Source organism: Sporichthyaceae bacterium, assembly GCA_036493475.1.
In the GTDB taxonomy this organism is placed as follows: domain Bacteria; phylum Actinomycetota; class Actinomycetes; order Sporichthyales; family Sporichthyaceae; genus DASQPJ01.
The window spans coordinates 14,420-30,930 of the sequence record DASXPS010000188.1 but is presented as its reverse complement, the minus strand read 5'-3'; the positions used below and the strand labels follow the sequence as shown (position 1 = coordinate 30,930).

General features: G+C 69.4%; 12 protein-coding genes. 7 read left to right on the top strand and 5 right to left on the bottom strand.

Translation table 11 applies throughout. The features are described 5' to 3' along the window. The 5 genes from VGJ14_18530 to efeB form a co-directional block, all read left to right on the top strand. On the top strand, window positions 1-1,498 hold a 1,498-nt coding region (locus VGJ14_18530), incomplete at its 5' end, for a DNA polymerase ligase N-terminal domain-containing protein (protein ID HEY2834425.1). A gap of 236 nt (window positions 1,499-1,734) precedes the next feature. After that, a complete protein-coding gene (locus VGJ14_18525) occupies window positions 1,735-3,399 on the top strand; it encodes a CocE/NonD family hydrolase (GenBank protein HEY2834424.1) in 1,665 nt (554 codons plus the stop codon). A gap of 92 nt (window positions 3,400-3,491) precedes the next feature. Then, on the top strand, window positions 3,492-5,084 hold the full coding sequence (efeU, locus tag VGJ14_18520; protein ID HEY2834423.1) for an iron uptake transporter permease EfeU: 1,593 nt from the start codon (window positions 3,492-3,494) through the stop codon (window positions 5,082-5,084). A gap of 38 nt (window positions 5,085-5,122) precedes the next feature. Further along, window positions 5,123-6,352, top strand: a complete 1,230-nt coding sequence (gene efeO, locus VGJ14_18515) for an iron uptake system protein EfeO (GenBank protein ID HEY2834422.1) — start codon at window positions 5,123-5,125, stop codon at window positions 6,350-6,352. 8 nt (window positions 6,353-6,360) lie between these two features. Next, entirely contained in the window at window positions 6,361-7,632 is a 1,272-nt protein-coding gene (efeB, locus tag VGJ14_18510) for an iron uptake transporter deferrochelatase/peroxidase subunit (protein HEY2834421.1), read from the top strand. A gap of 12 nt (window positions 7,633-7,644) precedes the next feature. On the opposite strand, the gene VGJ14_18505 is transcribed toward efeB, so the two are convergent. Together VGJ14_18505 and VGJ14_18500 are read right to left on the bottom strand one after the other, a co-directional pair. After that, the gene (locus VGJ14_18505) at window positions 7,645-8,448 is read right to left on the bottom strand and encodes a L,D-transpeptidase (protein HEY2834420.1); all 804 of its coding nucleotides are present in this window, start codon (window positions 8,446-8,448) and stop codon (window positions 7,645-7,647) included. A 115-nt stretch (window positions 8,449-8,563) separates the two neighbouring features. After that, a complete protein-coding gene (locus VGJ14_18500) occupies window positions 8,564-9,106 on the bottom strand; it encodes a DinB family protein (protein ID HEY2834419.1) in 543 nt (180 codons plus the stop codon). A 216-nt stretch (window positions 9,107-9,322) separates the two neighbouring features. Between VGJ14_18500 and VGJ14_18495 the strand changes: the two genes are divergently transcribed. Next, on the top strand, window positions 9,323-10,102 hold the full coding sequence (locus VGJ14_18495) for a tyrosine-protein phosphatase (protein ID HEY2834418.1): 780 nt from the start codon (window positions 9,323-9,325) through the stop codon (window positions 10,100-10,102). A 14-nt stretch (window positions 10,103-10,116) separates the two neighbouring features. Here the strand turns inward: VGJ14_18495 and VGJ14_18490 are convergent, their stop codons facing one another. Next, window positions 10,117-10,683: a class I SAM-dependent methyltransferase gene (locus tag VGJ14_18490; GenBank protein HEY2834417.1), complete on the bottom strand. Its 567-nt coding sequence runs from the start codon at window positions 10,681-10,683 to the stop codon at window positions 10,117-10,119. Between the two features lie 79 nt (window positions 10,684-10,762). Here VGJ14_18490 and VGJ14_18485 point away from each other — a divergent pair, with 79 nt between their 5' ends. After that, entirely contained in the window at window positions 10,763-11,140 is a 378-nt protein-coding gene (locus VGJ14_18485; GenBank protein HEY2834416.1) for a VOC family protein, read from the top strand. Here VGJ14_18485 and VGJ14_18480 read toward each other — a convergent pair. Together VGJ14_18480 and VGJ14_18475 are read right to left on the bottom strand one after the other, a co-directional pair. Then, on the bottom strand, window positions 11,134-14,706 hold the full coding sequence (locus tag VGJ14_18480) for an ATP-binding cassette domain-containing protein (protein ID HEY2834415.1): 3,573 nt from the start codon (window positions 14,704-14,706) through the stop codon (window positions 11,134-11,136). The two genes, VGJ14_18485 and VGJ14_18480, sit on opposite strands and share 7 nt — an antisense overlap. Before the next feature lie 73 nt (window positions 14,707-14,779). Further along, window positions 14,780-16,489, bottom strand: coding sequence for a hypothetical protein (locus tag VGJ14_18475; GenBank protein HEY2834414.1), 1,710 nt, complete (start codon window positions 16,487-16,489; stop codon window positions 14,780-14,782). Between the last annotated feature and the right edge of the window lie 22 nt (window positions 16,490-16,511).

Genomic DNA, 16,511 nt, shown 5'->3' with positions numbered 1-16,511 from the left:
GCGGCACCGGGCCCGCCGGCTGCACTACGACTTCCGCCTGGAGATCGACGGGGTGCTGGCCAGTTGGGCGGTGCCCAAGGGCCCGACGTTGGACCCGAAGGCGCGACGGCTCGCCGTGCACGTCGAGGACCACCCGATGGAGTACCTGCACTTCGAGGGGGTCATTCCGGCCGGCGAATACGGCGGCGGTGACGTCATCGTGTGGGACACCGGGCAGTGGACGCCGATCGGCACCGAGGACCCGGCGAAAGCCGTCGCCGACGGCGAACTACATCTGGAACTGGACGGCCACCGTCTTCATGGTCGCTTCCTGTTGGTCCGGCGCGACGACAAGCGGGACAGCAAGGAGCAATGGCTGCTGCTGCACAAGCGCGACGAGCACGCCGTCGACGGCTGGGACGCCGAGGACCACCCGACCTCCGTGCTGTCCGGGCGCACCAATGACCAGGTGAAGGCCGACCCGGCGTGGGCCTGGCGATCGGACCTGCCCGCCGCGCAGGCCGCCGTTGCACTGCGGCCGCCGGATGTGCCGCCGGCCGGCGAGGAAGAGCTGACCGCGCTGGACGAGCTCGGCGCCGCCGGGACGTGGCAGATCTACGGTCGACAGCTGAAGGTCACCAACCTGGACAAGCAACTGTTCCCCGGCCGCGGCAAACAGCGGCCGATCACCAAGCGCGAACTCGTCGGCTACGCCGCGCGCATCGCGCCGGTGCTGCTGCCCTACCTGCGCGGCCGCGCCCTGAACATGCACCGCTACCCGCAGGGCGCGGGCACGAAAGGCTTCTGGCACAAGCAGCTTCCCGACCACGCACCGGACTGGATCACCCGCTGGCACAACCCGAACGCCGACCCCGGCGAGACGCAGACCTACCTGGAGGTCAACGAGCCGGCCACGTTGATCTGGGTGGCCAACTTCGGCGCGTTGGAATGGCACCCGTGGACCTCGCCCACCGCGGCCCCGGACCGCCCCGACTACGTGCTGCTGGACCTCGATCCGGGGCCGAAGACGACCTGGGAGCAGGTCCGCGACCTCGCCTGTCTGCATCGCGACGCCCTCGCGCACCTCAAGGTGTTCGGCCGGGCCAAGGTCACCGGTCAGCGCGGCATCCAGATTTGGATCCCGATCGAGTCCGGCCCGAGCTTCGACGACACCCGGGCCTGGGCGCAGACCGTGTCGCGGACCGTCGGCGCCGTGGTGCCGGAGTGGGTGAGTTGGCGGTGGGAGAAGCAGGACCGCGCCGGGCTTGCGCGGCTTGACTACACGCAGAACGCGGTGAACAAGACGCTGGTCGCGCCCTACAGCCCGCGCCCGGCGGCGGGCGCTCCGGTGTCGGTGCCCATCGACTGGGACGAACTCGATGACCCCGATCTCCGCCCGGATCGCTGGACGATCCGCACGGTGCTCGACCGCCTCGCCGATCGGGGCGACCCGTTCCACGCGATCCTGACGCAGCGTCAGGTCCTACCGGCGCTACGTGTGTCGCCAGCAGACCCTTGACACGAAGAGCGCGTTACGACAGATTTCCGTAGCACGTGATAAGAGACGAGTTTCCGGCGATTGTCCTCCGCGGAGGCGGCGGACGATCTGACACGTGCCTGCAAGACCCGTTGTGCCGCGTTCTCCGGGTCCAAACGTGGGCGACGGGAACTCGTTCGGCAGCTGAGCGAGCACATCGACCGGAATCGTCGGGTTGCCGCCCGCCGATTCCCGCTCGCGTGGATTAGCCTCACTAGATGACCGCGCCGCGTCGACTCGGTAGCGCCATTGTCGCGCTGACTTTGCTCACCGCCGCCGTGGTGGCCTCGCCCGGAGCCGCGGGCGCGCAGGGGAAAGGGGCGTCCCTGCTCGAGCAGGGCCAGGTCCCCGCATGGCTGAAGTACAACCGGCCCGCGCAATACAAGACGGTCTCCGAGGAGATCCGGGTGCCGATGCGCGACGGCGTGCTGATGCGCTGTTCCAAGCTCGGTCCGGCCGGAAGTGATGGACGTCCACTGGCCGGCAAGCAGCCCGTCGTGGTCACCGATTTCTTCGCCTATCGGCTGCTGCAGTACGCCACGACCGGCCTGCCCGAACCGCTGGCCGAACGCGGCTACGTCACGCTGACCTGCTCGCCGCGCGGGTCCGGTGGTACGCCCGGCGCCTGGCGCCCATTCCAGAAGCAGGAATCGCAAGACAACTACGACCTCATCGAATGGGCCGCGGCTCAGCCGTGGAGTACTGGGAAGATCGGCGAGGTCGGCATTTCCTACGGCGGGATCTCGACCTACAAGGCGGTGTCCATGCACCCGCCGCACCTCGCCGCCGCGGTGCCAATCGTGGCCTTTTCCAACGCCTATCGGGAGATCGTCTATCCGGGTGGCGCCGCGGGAACTGCGCTGCGTTGGTGGCCGGTGGCCACCGGCGTCACCGCTCAGGCCGACCAACCCGGCGCTGCCGCCATGAGCCTTCCGGACTACCTCGGAATGGGCGAGCAGTGGCGCGCACATCCCACCGAGGACGCCTACTGGAAGCCGTGGAGTATCGACGGCAAGGCGATCGGCAGCAGCACGGTCCCGATCCTCGGCATCGGCGGCTGGGCCGACCTGTTCCCCGACGGCATGGTGCGCAATTACCTGGCCGCGAAGGCGCACAGCCATCTGTTGATGCTCCCCGGCGCGCACCTCAACTTCCTGCCCGGCGACCCGGACTGGCCGGTCGTCGCGCACGCCATGCTCAGCTGGTTCGACCAATATCTGATGAAGCTGTCCGACGTCCCGCAGCCCGGCGCCAGGATCACCAGTTGGCAGCAGCCGCACTATTCCGGGCACTGGACCGAGTTGCCCGACTGGCCGACCCGCACGAGGCGGCTCGCGTGGACCGGACCCTGGGGGCCGGATACAACAGAGCTGTACCCCCTCGCCGTGAATCCCTATGACAACGGCTGCGGGTGCGTGGAACACGGCGCATACAACTCCGCCGACCTACCGCAGAACGACCAACGCCTGCAGGACACGGAACGCGTCAGGTGGGACATCGGCCCGGTCGATCATGACACCGTGCTCGTGGGCACCCCCGTCATGCACCTGACCGCGGCGCTGCCCGCGCCGGACGGCAACATCGTGGTGCGCCTGGAGGACCTCGCCCCCGGCGGCGCCTCGTACGTGATCACCACGGGCTGGTTGCGCGCCAGCCACCGACTGAGCCAGGAACACCCGACAGCCCTCGAGCCGAACCGGCCCTACGACTTCACCATCCCGATGTGGCCGACCGACTGGAACATCAAGACCGGCCACTTCCTGCGCCTCACGGTGAGCAGCGGCGACCTGCAGATGATCGAACCCATCGGGCAGTCCAACAGCATGATCATGGTCTACGCCGGCAAGTTCGGCTCCACCATCGACCTCCCGTTCGAAGGGTGAGGTCCCCTACCCGGGGTTTGGTCAGGCCGTGATTTAGGCGTACCTTCGTTAGGTCACCCTTGCCTAACCAGTGCGCCCGGGAGTCCCACCCGATGTTGCCCACGTTCGTGATCGGCCTACGGGAGGGGCTGGAGGCCGCCCTCATCGTTGGCATCATCGCGGCGTTCCTCAACCAGCAGCGCCGCCTCGACCTGCTGCGTTGGGTGTTCGGCGGGGTGACCATCGCGGTGCTGCTGTGCACCGCCGTGGGTGTCACGCTCAACCAGCTGTCCAAAAACCTCCCGCAGCGCAAGCAGGAGGGCCTGGAGACAGTCATCGGCGCGCTGGCCGTCGGCATGGTCAGCTACATGATCATCTGGATGCGGCGGAACTCCCGCGGGCTGAAAAAGGAGCTCGAGGCGCTGGCCGCGGACGCCCTGAGCGGCGGGTCGAGGGCCGGGCGCGCGATGGTGCTGATGGCCTTCCTCGCCGTGCTGCGCGAGGGCCTGGAGACCGTGGTCTTCCTGCTTGCCGCGTTCAACGAGGCGGGCTCCGGCGGCGGCGCGGGCATCGGTGCGGTCCTCGGCGTCGCGGCCGCCGTCGCGCTGGGCTACGGCATCTATCGGGGCGGCGTGCGGCTGGATCTGGCCCGCTTCTTCCGGTTCACCGGCCTGGTGCTGGTTCTGGTCGCGGCCGGGCTGGTGGCCACCGCGTTCCACACCGCCCACGAGGCCGGGTGGTTGCAGGCCGGACAGGGCAGCACGATCAATCTGAGCTGGCTGGTCGACCCCGGTTCGATCCGCTCCTCGCTGCTCACCGGCATGCTCGGCATCCAGGCGCATCCGGTGGTCATCGAGCTTCTCGGGTGGCTGGTCTACGTGGTGCCGATGACGCTCTACGTCGCGTGGCCGGCGGGCCCTTCGCTGTCCAGCCGCCGCACGTCGGCACTGCTCGCCGGCCTCGGTGCCGCGGCGGCAGCGGTGGCGCTGGTTGCGATCAGTACGCTGCCCGCCTCGGCCGCACACGCCCCGGTCACCTCCGCCGAGGGCTGGACCGCTCAACTGCGCAGCGCCGATGGTGATCAGATCGTGGTGCAGACGCAGACGCGCAGCCCGGCGGTCGCCGGGCAACTGCCCGGCCCGATCGCCGAGATCACCCTGCACGCAGGCGGCAGCCAATCCCGGGACGCGGAGTCCACCACCACGTACACCGCAACGCTGCCCGGCCGCGGGGCCGAGGGGCGGCCCACGAGTCTGCCGGTGGCGACGGTTGCGGAGTTGAACGGCGGCCGGCTGCCCCTGGGCGCCCCGCTTCAGGCAAGTGGCGAGCTGCCGGTGAGCTACGTCGACCACGACGTGCTCACCGTCCAGTTGGAGCCGCGCACCGGGCGCATCGTGGATGAGTCCTGGACGGAGACGGTGCAGGCCTCGCTGGTTTCCGCCTCGGGCATGAACCTGGAGCTTGCGCAGCCGGTTGCCCGGAGTTCTGCGCAGTTGCCGGCGGACAGCGCCGCCGCCGCCCTGTCCGCTGCGCACAGAGATCTGACTCAGAATCAACAACGGCTCACCCGGGAGCACACTGCGGTGGGCATGGGGGTGGTGGCCGCGGCGGCGCTGGTGATGGCGGGGGCGCTGCGTAGGTTGGTGACGCCTCGCCATGTGCGAGCTGGGGCACCCGGCATGACGAATGCGGTCCGAGTAGGTTAGCCTTACCTCAGTTGGTTACCCTGCGTATTGGAGCGGTCATGTCTCGACCCCACCCCGGGACTCGCCGGTCGCCATTGCTGCCTGCCGCTGCCCTCACCGCGGTCCTCGGCGTCTCGCTGGTCGCGTGTGGCACCAAGAACACCAACACCAGCAGTAGCGCTGCTCAGTCGCCGTCCGAGCCGGTGAGCAGCGCCGCGCCCACTTCCTCCGGCACGCAGAACGCCGATGTCACGATCACCGACGCGAACGGCTGCTCGTCGAACTCCACCTCGTTCCCGGCCGGTGCGCTGACCGTGAACATCAAGAACCAGGACGCCACCGCGGTCAACGAGGTCGAGTTGCTGTCCGGTCAGCGCATCATCGCCGAGAAGGAGAACCTGCCGCCGGGCTTCGCCGGGTCGTTCTCGGTGAACATCGACGCGGGTAACTACACGCTGTACTGCCCCGGCGCGAAGACCGAGAACACCTCCTGGACGGTCACCGGAACCGCGCCCAACTCGGCCGGCGGCACCGTCGATGAAATGCTCTCCACCGGTGCCTCGACGTACGCCAAGTACGTCGCCGACCAGGTCGGCTACCTGGTGGACTCCACCAAGACGCTGGCGACCGCGCTGCACGGCACCGACCTCACCGCGGCGCAGAACGCCTACATGAAGGCGCGGCCCTACTACGAGAAGATCGAGCCGGTTGCCGAGTCGTTCACTGTCGGCGACGTGGACCTCGACGCGTCGATCGACGCGCGTGCCGACGACGTCGCCGCGAGCAAATGGACCGGCTTCCACCGCATCGAGAAAGGTCTGTTCCAGGACAAGAGCCTGGACGGGCTGGCCACCTACGGCGACGGTCTGGTGGTCAACGTGAGCAAGCTGCAGTCGCTCACCTCCGGGCTGACCTACAAGCCCTATGAGCTGGCCAACGGTGCGCAGGAGCTGCTCGACGAGGTGAGCAAGACCAAGATCACCGGCGAGGAGGAGCGCTACTCGCATATCGACCTGCTCGACTTCTCCTCCAACGACGAGGGTGCCGAGCAAGCGTTCGCCGCCCTGCTGCCCGCCCTGAAGCAGATCGACTCGTCGCTGTCGGACTCCATCTCGGCCGCGTTCAAGTCGCTCGACGACTTGGTCGACAGCTACCGGACCGGCAGCAACGCCTCGGGTTTTCAGCTGTACTCCTCGATCTCCGACGCCGACCGGCAGAAGTTCGCCACCGCGGTGAAGGCTGTTCAGGAGCCCCTGTCCCGGGTGGCCCCGAAGGTCTCCAACGCCTAGGAGATGGAATGACCGCCGAATCGCCGAGCCGCCGCACGTTTCTCCGCGGTGCGCTCGGCGCTGCCGGTGCCGCCGCCGTGGTCGGCGGTGGTGTCGGCCTCGGCGCGGCCCGGGCGTCCGGTTCGCACGATGCCACCGAGCTGGCCGCAGGGCCGGACACCGGCCTGGTCCCGTTCTACGGTCCGCACCAGGCCGGCATTGCGACCCCGGCGCAGGATCGGTTGGCCTTCGCCGCCTTCGACGTCACCACCGCCGACCGCACCGCGCTGACCGTGATGCTGGCCCGCTGGGCGGCCGCGGCCGACCGCATGACGAACGGCCTGCCCATCGGCGCGGTGGAGATCTCCCCGCAGGCACCGCCGATCGACACCGGCGAGGCCGACGGGCTGCCGCCCGCGCGGCTGTCCATCACCGTCGGATTCGGCCCGGGGCTGTTCGACAAGCGCTTCGGGCTGGCCGCGCACCGACCGGCGGCGCTCGCCGAGCTGCCACAACTGCCCGGTGACGGCGCCCTGGAGCCCAGTCGCAGCGGCGGCGACATCGGCGTCCAGGCCTGCGCGGACGACCCCACCGTGGCCTTCCACGTCATTCGCAACTTTGCCCGGTTGGCACGTGGCACCGCCGTCATGCGCTGGTCGCAGCTGGGCTTCGGCCGCACCGCCTCCACGTCGGCCACGCAGCAGACCCCACGCAACCTGATGGGGTTCAAGGACGGCACCCGCAACATCAAGGCGGAGGACGCGCAGGACCTCGACTCCTATGTGTGGGTGGGCGAGGAGGCCGACCAGGCCTGGATGAAGGGCGGCAGCTACCTGGTCGCCCGCCGGATCCGCATGCTCATCGAGTCCTGGGATACCGACCGGCTGTCGGACCAGGAGGCGGTGTTCGGTCGCACCAAGACCACCGGGGCGCCGCTGACCGGCAAGGGCGAGTTCGACGTCCCCGACCTGGTGGCCAAGACCGGCGCTGCGTTGATCATCCCGGCGAACGCACACATCCGGCTGGCCAGCCCCAACACCAACGGCGGTCAGAAGATCCTGCGTCGCGGCTACTCCTACACCGACGGCATCGACCATGCCACCGGCCTACTGGACGCCGGACTGTTCTTCCTCGCCTACCAGAAGGACCCGGGCAAGCAGTTCGTGGCGATCCAGCGTCGGCTCGGCGCGCATGATGCGCTCAACGAGTACATCCGGCACACCGGCAGTGCGGTGTTCGCCTGCCCGCCGGGGCTGACCGGGCCCGGCGACTGGTGGGGCAAGGCACTGCTGCCCGCCTGAGCTGATGGAGCGTCAGTACTTGCCGTACACCTTGACCCGGGTGCCGATCGGGGTCTCGGCGAAGACCTTGGCGATGTCCGGTCGCCACACCCGCACACAGCCGTGGCTGTCCGGGTAGGTGTGCACGAGGTCGTTGGTCGCCGAGCCGTGCAGGGCGATGCCGGGCCGGTCGGTGCGGAAGTAGATCGAGTCGTACATGTACGCATCGGCGTACAGGCTGCTCTCGTGCCAGCCGGAGATCTTGCGCCACACCTTGCCGGTGCCGTTGGGCGTGTCATAGCCGTGGCCGGCGGTGGAGACCCACACGATCCGCTTGTACTTGCCCTTGACGACCTGGATGAGCACCTGGCAGGTCTTGTCGACATAGATGCCATCGGGCCGGTCGGCCTTCGGCTTCTTGGTCGCGGCCAGGATCGAGGTGGCCAGGGGGACGTCGACACCCTTGCGGGTGATCTTGAGGCCGTTCATGTCCCGCCACGCGCACAGCGCTTGATCGGTTCGCGTGCTGATGTCGCCATCGACGGTACCCACCGGAAGGCCGAGGTCGTCCAGCTTCTTCTCGACGGACTTCAGCACCGTCTTGGTCAGCTTGAGGGGCTTCGGCTTCGGCTTGGCCGGCGTCGTGGTGCCCGTGCCGGTGGTGGCGCCCGTTCCGGTGGTGGTGGTGGTGCCGGTCCCCGTTCCGGTGGTGGTGGTGGTGGTGCCGGTGCCGGTCCCCGTTCCGGGGTCCGTGGTCGTTGCGGCGATTGCCTCACCTTGTGCCGCCCACACCGTGGCCAGCATCGCCACCGTCGCCAGCGTCGTTCGTCCCCGCACCGTGTCCCCCGCTCATCCGATCGTCGATCGGTTCGAGGATCGGCAAGATCGGCAGGGGCGGGGAGGGGACTAATCGTCAGTCTTGATGGGCCGTTCGGCTGATCCTTGCTTGGGCTCAGCCGTGCGGTGCGGCTCCGATCACCAGGTATCCGTCCAATTCGCACAGCGCGCCGGAGGCCGGTCGCGCCGGCAGGTCGTGCCCCAGGTCATGAGAACGGACCTCGGCGATCCACTGGCTGTGCTGGTACTCGTGGTTGATCACCGCGACGAGCAGCGTCGAGGCGATGACCTGCATCTGCACCGGGGCGTCCACGTTGCGGGCGGCAATGTCGCCGATCCGGGTGTGCACCCGCGCGGCGACCTTGCTGCGGAAGTCCGCCAGGCGGCCGAGGTCGGGAAGCTCGCCGCGGACCTGCTGCGGGGTCGCGGAGTCCATCAACGGTTCGAGGTCGGCATCCGGGCTGGGCTCGGCGGCGGTGAGGTTACGGACCATGAAGTGTGCAACGGTCGCCTGATGGCCGAGGTGCCAGCCGATCGCCGAGGACTGCTCGTGCGGGCGCCAGCGGACCTCGTCCGGTTTGAGATCGCGCCACAGGTCGTCGGTGTACGCCAGTGCCCGGTCGTACTCGACCAGTAACTCCGGGATGGACAGGGACATCGGGCACCTCACCGTTCGCGACGTCGGGTCTGGCTATGGGATTGTGCCGCGCAACTGACAGACATAGTTGCCACCGAAGTGGCGATTTTCCGCGTCAGGTCGCCACTCTGGTGGCAACCCTGGTCGGCAGTTGCGGATGTCCCCCCCCGGCGGCGGCCGGCGCGGCCTTCGTGACCCGTTTGTACGGTGTTCACATCGGCAACGCATGCTGGAGGGGTGACGGAACTGCACGTGAACTCGAACTCGATCCCCAATGCGCGCGGCTCGGTGGACGACCCGGAGGGTCGGCTGCGCCGGGTCGCCGGCCTGCACAACCTGCGTGACCTGGGCGGATACTCGGTGACCGGCGGCGGTCGTACCCGCTGGGGCCTGCTGTTCCGCGGCGGCATCATCGGCGCGTTGAGCCCGCACACCGAGGCGGAGATGCTCGCGCTCGGGCTGCGCACGGTCGTCGACCTGCGCGACCCGGACGAACTCGTCGCCCCGCAATTGGACGAGGACGCCTCGCTCACCGCGCACCGCAACCCGATCTACATCGAACGCATCGGGGCGTGGCAGGCCGAATCGTTGGAAGCGCTCTACGGGCAGATTCTCACCGTCTGCGCGGCGGAGATCGCGGCGGCGGTCGAGATGCTCGCCGCGCCGGGCGCGTTGCCCGGCCTGGTGCACTGCTCGGCGGGTAAGGACCGCACCGGCCTGGTCATCGGCATCCTGCTCTCCGCGCTCGGCGTGCCCGATGACGTTGTCGCCGAGGACTACGCGCGGACCGAACAATTGATCACCCCGGAGGACCGGGAGCGGATGTTGGCCAAGGCCGCGAGCATGGGGCTCTCCGACGAGCGCGCCCAGATGCTCATGGGTAGCCCGCCGCACGTGATGCAGGCGAGTCTGGACGCGATGCGCGAGACGCACGCCGACGCCCGAAGCTACTTGTTGGCCCACGGTGTGCGACCCGAGTCACTGGACGCTTTGCGTACCGCGCTGGTGGACGCTTGACATCTGACGCCGCGTCAGTTCCCAGCGCGGGCAGTGAATCGGAACCGACCGGGCGTCTGTTCCACCTGTACGTCGGTGAACCCGGCCGCGGTCAGCCGCGCCGGCAAGCCATCGGGGTCGACCAGCGTCATGGTGTCGTTGAGGTGTGCCAGCCGGAACCGTAACGAGGGCAGCGAGTCGATGCCGACGAATACACCGCCGGGCTTGAGCACAGCAGCGATGCGGGCGAACAACGCATCCTGCGCGGCCGGGCTGGGTACGTGGTGCAGCATGGTGAAGCACGCGGCGCTGTCGAACGGCCGGCTCGGCCGGGGCAGTTCCGTGGCGTCCATGTGCAGCACCGTCACATTGGTGTTGGCCATGCGCGAGTGCAGCGAGGCGGCCAGCGTCGGGTCGATCTCCACCGCGGTCATTCGCTCGACTTTGGTGCGCAGCGTCTCGGTGGTGATGCCGGGGCCGGGCCCGACCTCGAGCAGGTTGCCGCCGAGGTCGACGCCGCCCAGCGCCCAGGGCAGCACCTGCCCGGTCATCTTGGTCCGCCACTTCTCGCTGGCGCAGATGTAACGGTGCAGGCGGTTCACGCCGGTCCCCTCGCTCGTGATTTGCTACCAGCTGATCACATCGAGGACCGCGAGCACTGTGCCGGGGTGGGAAACGCAAATGCGTGTCGACCGCATCGACCACCTTGTGTTGACCGTCGCCGACCTGGATCGGACGGTGGCCTTCTACTCCGACGTGCTCGGCATGGAGCACGTCACCTTCTCCGATGGCCGCAGCGCGGTGCACTTCGGCGCGAGCAAATTCAACCTGCACGTAGCCGGGCACGAGTTCGAACCCAAGGCGCTCCGGCCAGGCCCCGGTACTGCTGATCTCTGTCTGATCGTCGAGGGACGCTTGGAGCACGTGATCGACGAACTGATCGCCCACCGCGTGCCCATCGAGGAGGGGCCGGTCTCCCGCACCGGCGCCCGCGGTCCGATGCAGAGCGTCTATCTGCGCGACCCGGACGGCAACCTCATCGAGTTGAGCGTCTACTGAGTCGCAGCGCCCATGCTCGGTCCGGAGCGGGCGACGACCGCGGAGTCCGTGCCGAGGTAGCTGCTGATCACCTCGGGGTGGCTGAGCACCTCGGCGGGGGTACCGGTGGCGATCACCCGGCCGGCCTCGAGCGCGACCAGCGAATCGCACAGCGCCGACATCAGCGTCATGTCGTGCTCGACCACGACCAGCGCGCACCCCAACTCCGCCTGCACCCGGTGCAGGACCGGGACCAGCGCCTCGGCCTCGCGTTGCGCCACGCCGGCCGACGGCTCGTCCAGCAGCACCACGTCCGGGGACTGCGCCAACACGCAGCCCAGCTCCACGATGCGTCGGGTGCCGGTGGACAGCTCGGCGGTGCGGTGATTGCGGTAGCGGGTCAGGCCCAGCGTGGTGAGCAGTTCCTCGACTCGCAGCTTGACCGCGTCGTGCACGTCGAACGCGGCGGGCAGCCACAGCGCGACCGCCAACGGGTCCCGGCTGGCCAGGTGCCGGTCCAGCGCAACCGCCAACGTCTCCGCCACGGTGAGCGACGGGTAGAGCCGGGCGTCCTGGAAGGACCGCCCGAGCCCGGCCAGCGCCCGTTGGTGGGCGGGTGCGGTGGTCAGGTCGCGCCCGTGCACGGAGACGCTGCCGCCGTCGGCGGCCAGGAACCCGGACAGCAGGTCGAACACCGTGGTCTTGCCCGCACCGTTGTGCCCGATCAGGCCGATGATGTGCCCGGCGGGCACCACCAGGTCGACGCCGTCGACCACGGTGACGCCACCGAAGCGCTTGGTCAGCCCGCGCGCCTCGAGCACGACCGGGGCGTCCGCATCCAGGTCGCGAGTTTTTGTCGGTGCGGTTTCCGCCGCTGCGCCGAGGAACACCGCGCGCAGAATGTCCGGACGGTTCAGCAGGTCGCCGGTAGGGCCGGCGAAGCGCACCCGGCCCTTCTCCATGAACACGGCGCGTTCGGCCAGCAGCAGCGCCACATTGACCGACTGCTCCACCACCACGACGGTGACCCCGTCGGCGTTGATGTCGCGCACCACGTCGACCAATTGCCCGACCACTGCCGGCGATAGACCCAACGACAACTCGTCGATGCACAGCACCTTCGGCTTGACCGCCATGGCCATGGCCAGCGAGAGCATCTGCTGCTCGCCACCGGACAGGTCACCCGCACGGGTGTCCAGCCGGGCCGCCAACGGCGGGAACATCTCCAGTGCCGTGCGTCGCGCGCCCTCGACCGCGGCGGCGTCGCGTCGGACCATCCAGGTGGCCAGGCGCAGGTTCTCGGTGACGCTCAGCGTCGGGAAGATGCCCCGCCCGCCCGGCATCATGGCCAGGCCCGCGGCCGCGATGCGCTCGGGTCCGCGTCCGTCCAACGTGAGCTCGCCCAACACCGCACGTCCGCGTGAGGGCGGCAGCAGGCCGCACAATGCCCGCAGCAGCGACGACTTGCCCGCGCCGTTGGTGCCGAGCAGCGCCACCACCTCGCCGGGCGTGATGTCCAGGTCAACGCCGAACAGCACCTGGTTCGGGCCGTAGGAGGCCTCGATGTCCCGGCAGGACAGTGCCATGCCCTCGGCCGGTGCGGCCGCCCGACCGCGCCGGGGAGTGGGTTGCTCGGGAAGCAACGGAGCTGACGCGGCGTCAGCGTCCCATTCCACGCCGTGCCGGCGTGCCACCAGCAGCGCGAACCGGTCGCGTATGCCCGTGCCCGCGCGGGCCATGCCGCCGGGCAGCAGCAACAGCGCGACCAGCACCCCGGCCCCGGTGGCCACCAGCTGCAGCTGCGGCACCCAGTAGATGACCAGGTACAGCGCGGTGGTCGCGGCCAGTGCGCCACCGACAGAGGTCACCCCGCCGATCACCACGGTGGTGAACGCGAACAGCGACAGTGAGGTGTTGTAGGTGTGCAGGCCGACCGCGCCGAGTGCGGTGGCGTGCACGGCGCCGGCCATGCCCGCCAGCACGCCGCAGATCACGAACGCGGACAGCTTGGACCGGATGCCGTCCACGCCCGCCGCGGCCGCGGCCCGCGGGTTGTCCCGCACCGCGATCATGGTGCGCCGGGTGCGGCCGCGGGACAGGTTGCGCGCCACCACGATGGAGAGCGCGACCAGGGCCAGGCCGATCAGGAACAGCACGCGGTCGGTGCGCATGTCCCAACGCTGGAACAGCACCGGCCGGTCGAAGGCGCCCGGCACCAGCGAAGGGAAGTTCGTCGGGTTCAAGAAGAAGGTGTCCACCGCGACCGCGAAGGTCAGCGTGACCACCGCGAGCAGTTGCCCGTCCACCCGTAGCGCCGGGATGGCCAACAGCAACGCGATCGCCGCACCGGCCACCCCGCCGGCGATCATCGCCACGAAGAAATCGACGTTGTGCTTGGCCATCAGGTCGCCGGCCACCGTCGCACCGGTACCCAGAATGGCGATCTGACCCAGGCTCACCGTGCCCGCCCAGCCGGTGAGCACGACCAGGGACACCGCGACCACGCAATAGCAGGACGCGACGGTCGCGATGTTCAACTGGCTGGGCGACCCGAGCAGGGTCAGGGCCAGCAGCGCACCGGCGCAGGCCAGGGCGAGCCCGAGTCCGGCCATCCGGATCTCCGGCAGCGCACGCACCGCGGCCGGCAACGCCCGCGTGGAGCCGGTGGTGACCCAGGTGCCCTCTGCCGCCGCGGCCTCCGCACGCCCCCGATCCGGGCGGCGGACCAGCAGTGCGACGCCCAGCACGCCGAGCAGCACCACGGCGGTGACCGATTGCTTGTCGGTGTTCCACCGCACCAGTTGGTCGAGGATGCCCAGCGCCACCCCGGCGCCGAACGCACGGGGCAGCGAGCGGAAGCCGGCCACCACTGCCGCGGCCAGGGCCGGCAACATGACCTCCGGGCCGGAGGAGGCCACGGAGAGGTTGAGCCCCTCGGACGGGGAGCGCAGCGTCACGGTCAACGCGGCCAGCCCGCCCGCGACCGTCCACACCAGCAACGACAATCGATGCGCGGGGATGCCCAACAGTCGTGCCCGGTCGCCGTTCTCCGCGATGCCGCGGATCGCGATGCCGGAGTCGGTGCGCAGCAGGAACCAGGTCAACGTGGCCAGCACGAACGGCACCACCGCGGCCAGCAGCAGGTCGTTGCCGGAGATCAGCAACGGATCCACGTGCCAGGTCAGGTGCGACAGCGGGGTGCGGAACGCGCCCACCAACACCGGACCGCCCATCAGGTGCGGGGTGGCCGCCTGCCCGGCGGCGAACAACTGCGCCAAACCGATGGTGGCCACGGTGACCACCAGCCGCGGCGAGTGCTCCAGGCGACGCATCACCAGGCGCTCCACCACGGCGCCGGACAGCAGGCCCAGCGCGATGCCCGGCAGGATCGCCACCGGCCACGGCACACCCTTGCCCAGATGCAGACCGATGGCGAGTGCCGCGCCGAGTCCACCGATGCCGGCCAACGCGAAGTTGACCACGCGGTGGCTGCGATAGGTGAGCACCAGGCCCACGGCCAGCAACCCGTTCCCGGTGCCGATCAACGCACCGAGCAGGATGACGCCCAGCGGCAAGTGGCTACTCATCGACGCGCCTCGTTCCGCGGCGCGCCGACGAGGCTCGATAGCCCCGTGCTCACGATGAGCTCGTTGCGCTCACTCATCGAGCGTCCTCGGGCTTGGTCGCGACGTCCTTCGGCGCCGGGGCGAGCTGCTGCGGGGCGGCCGGGCCGGTCGGCCAGGCTCCGGGCTTGTAGCGCTTGTTCGTCGACGCGTAGCGGCCCGGCGCGTTGTTGAACACCGAGTTGCCGTTCGGGTCCCACCAGATCTCCCGGGCGTCCCGGTACGGGCTGTAATCGCCCTTCGGGTAGGCCCAGGTGCCCGCGGGTCCGGTGCCGCCGGGGTAGGCGTGCATGCCCGCGGCGAACGTCTGCGGGGTCAGGTCCGGCCCGGCCATCTGGATGCCCGTGGCGATCATGTACATGAAGTAGTAGATGAGCTCCGAGCCGAAGATCGGCTCGTGGTTCGGGTCCACCGATTTGGCTGCGGCGTAGGCGTAACTGGCACCCTGCGGTTGCTGCTCACCGAGCATGCTCATGCCGAACGCGTGCTTCCACTGCGACTGGTCGTAGAACTGTCCGACCACGTCCAGATCGGTCAACGCGGTACCGGTGACCACCCACTCCGGGTAGTAGTCCTGCTGGCTCATCCGCGAGGTGAGCAGCAGGGGCAGCAGGGGGTCGGTAGCCAGCACGATGGTGGTGACGCCGTCCTGCTTGAGCTTGGCGGCCAGGTTGTTCGCCTGGTCGGAGAGGGTGGCCAGGTCGAGGGTGTAGTTGTAGCGCGCGGCCTTGTTGCCCGCCGCCTCGATGATCTTTTCACCGGCGTCGGCGCACTGCTGGTACTCGGGGTTGTCCGGAACCACCAGGGCAACCTTCCGCTGCTTGCCGACCACGCCGGGGCCCGCGTGATCGGCCGGGTGGCCGAACACCCGCTTGTTCAGGTACTCCGCGATGGTTTCGGTCAGCGAGGTGCAGTCCGGGAACGGGCTCCACGCGTAGGGCTGGTGCGCGGCGAACCACTGCTGGGACATGTACGGCGCACCGATGGCCACCACGCCCTGCCGGGCCAGCGCGTCGCTGTACGGCTGGGTGAACGCGCTGACGTCGGCGAACACTTTGAGTTCCTTCGCCGCGCGGATCGCGTCGGCCTGCGCGGCCTCCTGGCCCGCTCCGACGATCTCGTTGAGCACCGAGCCCTTGCCCTTCCACTCGACCAGATCGATCTTGCGGCCGTAGGTCTGGAAGTTGCGCTCGAAGTAGGTGATGTAGTCCTGGATGGTGCGCCGCACGTCGGCCTCGGTGGGCGTGGGGATCGCGTCGCCCTTGTCACCGGTGAGCTGGCGGATGACGCTCTCGTAGTCGCTGATGTTCTCAATCGGCATGCGGAACGAGATCCGGATGGTGTCCTTGGTGACGCCCGGACTGGTCGCGCCGCCGTTTTCCTTGCCCGTGGGCCAGGCGATGCACGGCGGGGAGTAGGGGTCCCCGACCACCTGCACGGTGCGGTCGGCGCAAGGGCCGGCCGCGGCCACCGCACCGGCCGGGCCCGGCAGCGCAGCCTTCTTGCCCTTGGCGACCGGCCCGGCACCCAAGGCGGCGCCGGGCGTCGCGCCCGCGACGGTGGCGCCGGCCGCGGCGCTACCCGCGTCGTCGCTCTGCGCGGCCATCACCGTGGTCTGCCGGGCGATGGTCGGCACCAGCGTGACCACCAACAGGAACGTGACGGCCAGGGCGAGCAACGGGCCGTAGCCGCCGAGCAGCCGGCGCGGTGCGCCGCCGAGGTTGCGGTTGCGGAGCGGTCGCTTCATGGCGGGACCTCCGGTTCAGCGA

Excerpts from the sequence above, each read along its gene's own strand:
- VGJ14_18525 (HEY2834424.1), top strand. The coding sequence starts at position 1,735 with ATGACCGCGCCGCGTCGACTCGGTAGCGCCATTGTCGCGCTGACTTTG.
- efeU (HEY2834423.1), top strand. The coding sequence starts at position 3,492 with ATGTTGCCCACGTTCGTGATCGGCCTACGGGAGGGGCTGGAGGCCGCC.
- efeO (HEY2834422.1), top strand. The coding sequence starts at position 5,123 with ATGTCTCGACCCCACCCCGGGACTCGCCGGTCGCCATTGCTGCCTGCC.
- efeB (HEY2834421.1), top strand. The coding sequence starts at position 6,361 with ATGACCGCCGAATCGCCGAGCCGCCGCACGTTTCTCCGCGGTGCGCTC.
- VGJ14_18500 (HEY2834419.1), bottom strand. The coding sequence starts at position 9,106 with ATGTCCCTGTCCATCCCGGAGTTACTGGTCGAGTACGACCGGGCACTG.
- VGJ14_18485 (HEY2834416.1), top strand. The coding sequence starts at position 10,763 with ATGCGTGTCGACCGCATCGACCACCTTGTGTTGACCGTCGCCGACCTG.
- VGJ14_18480 (HEY2834415.1), bottom strand. The coding sequence starts at position 14,706 with ATGAGTAGCCACTTGCCGCTGGGCGTCATCCTGCTCGGTGCGTTGATC.
- VGJ14_18475 (HEY2834414.1), bottom strand. The coding sequence starts at position 16,489 with ATGAAGCGACCGCTCCGCAACCGCAACCTCGGCGGCGCACCGCGCCGG.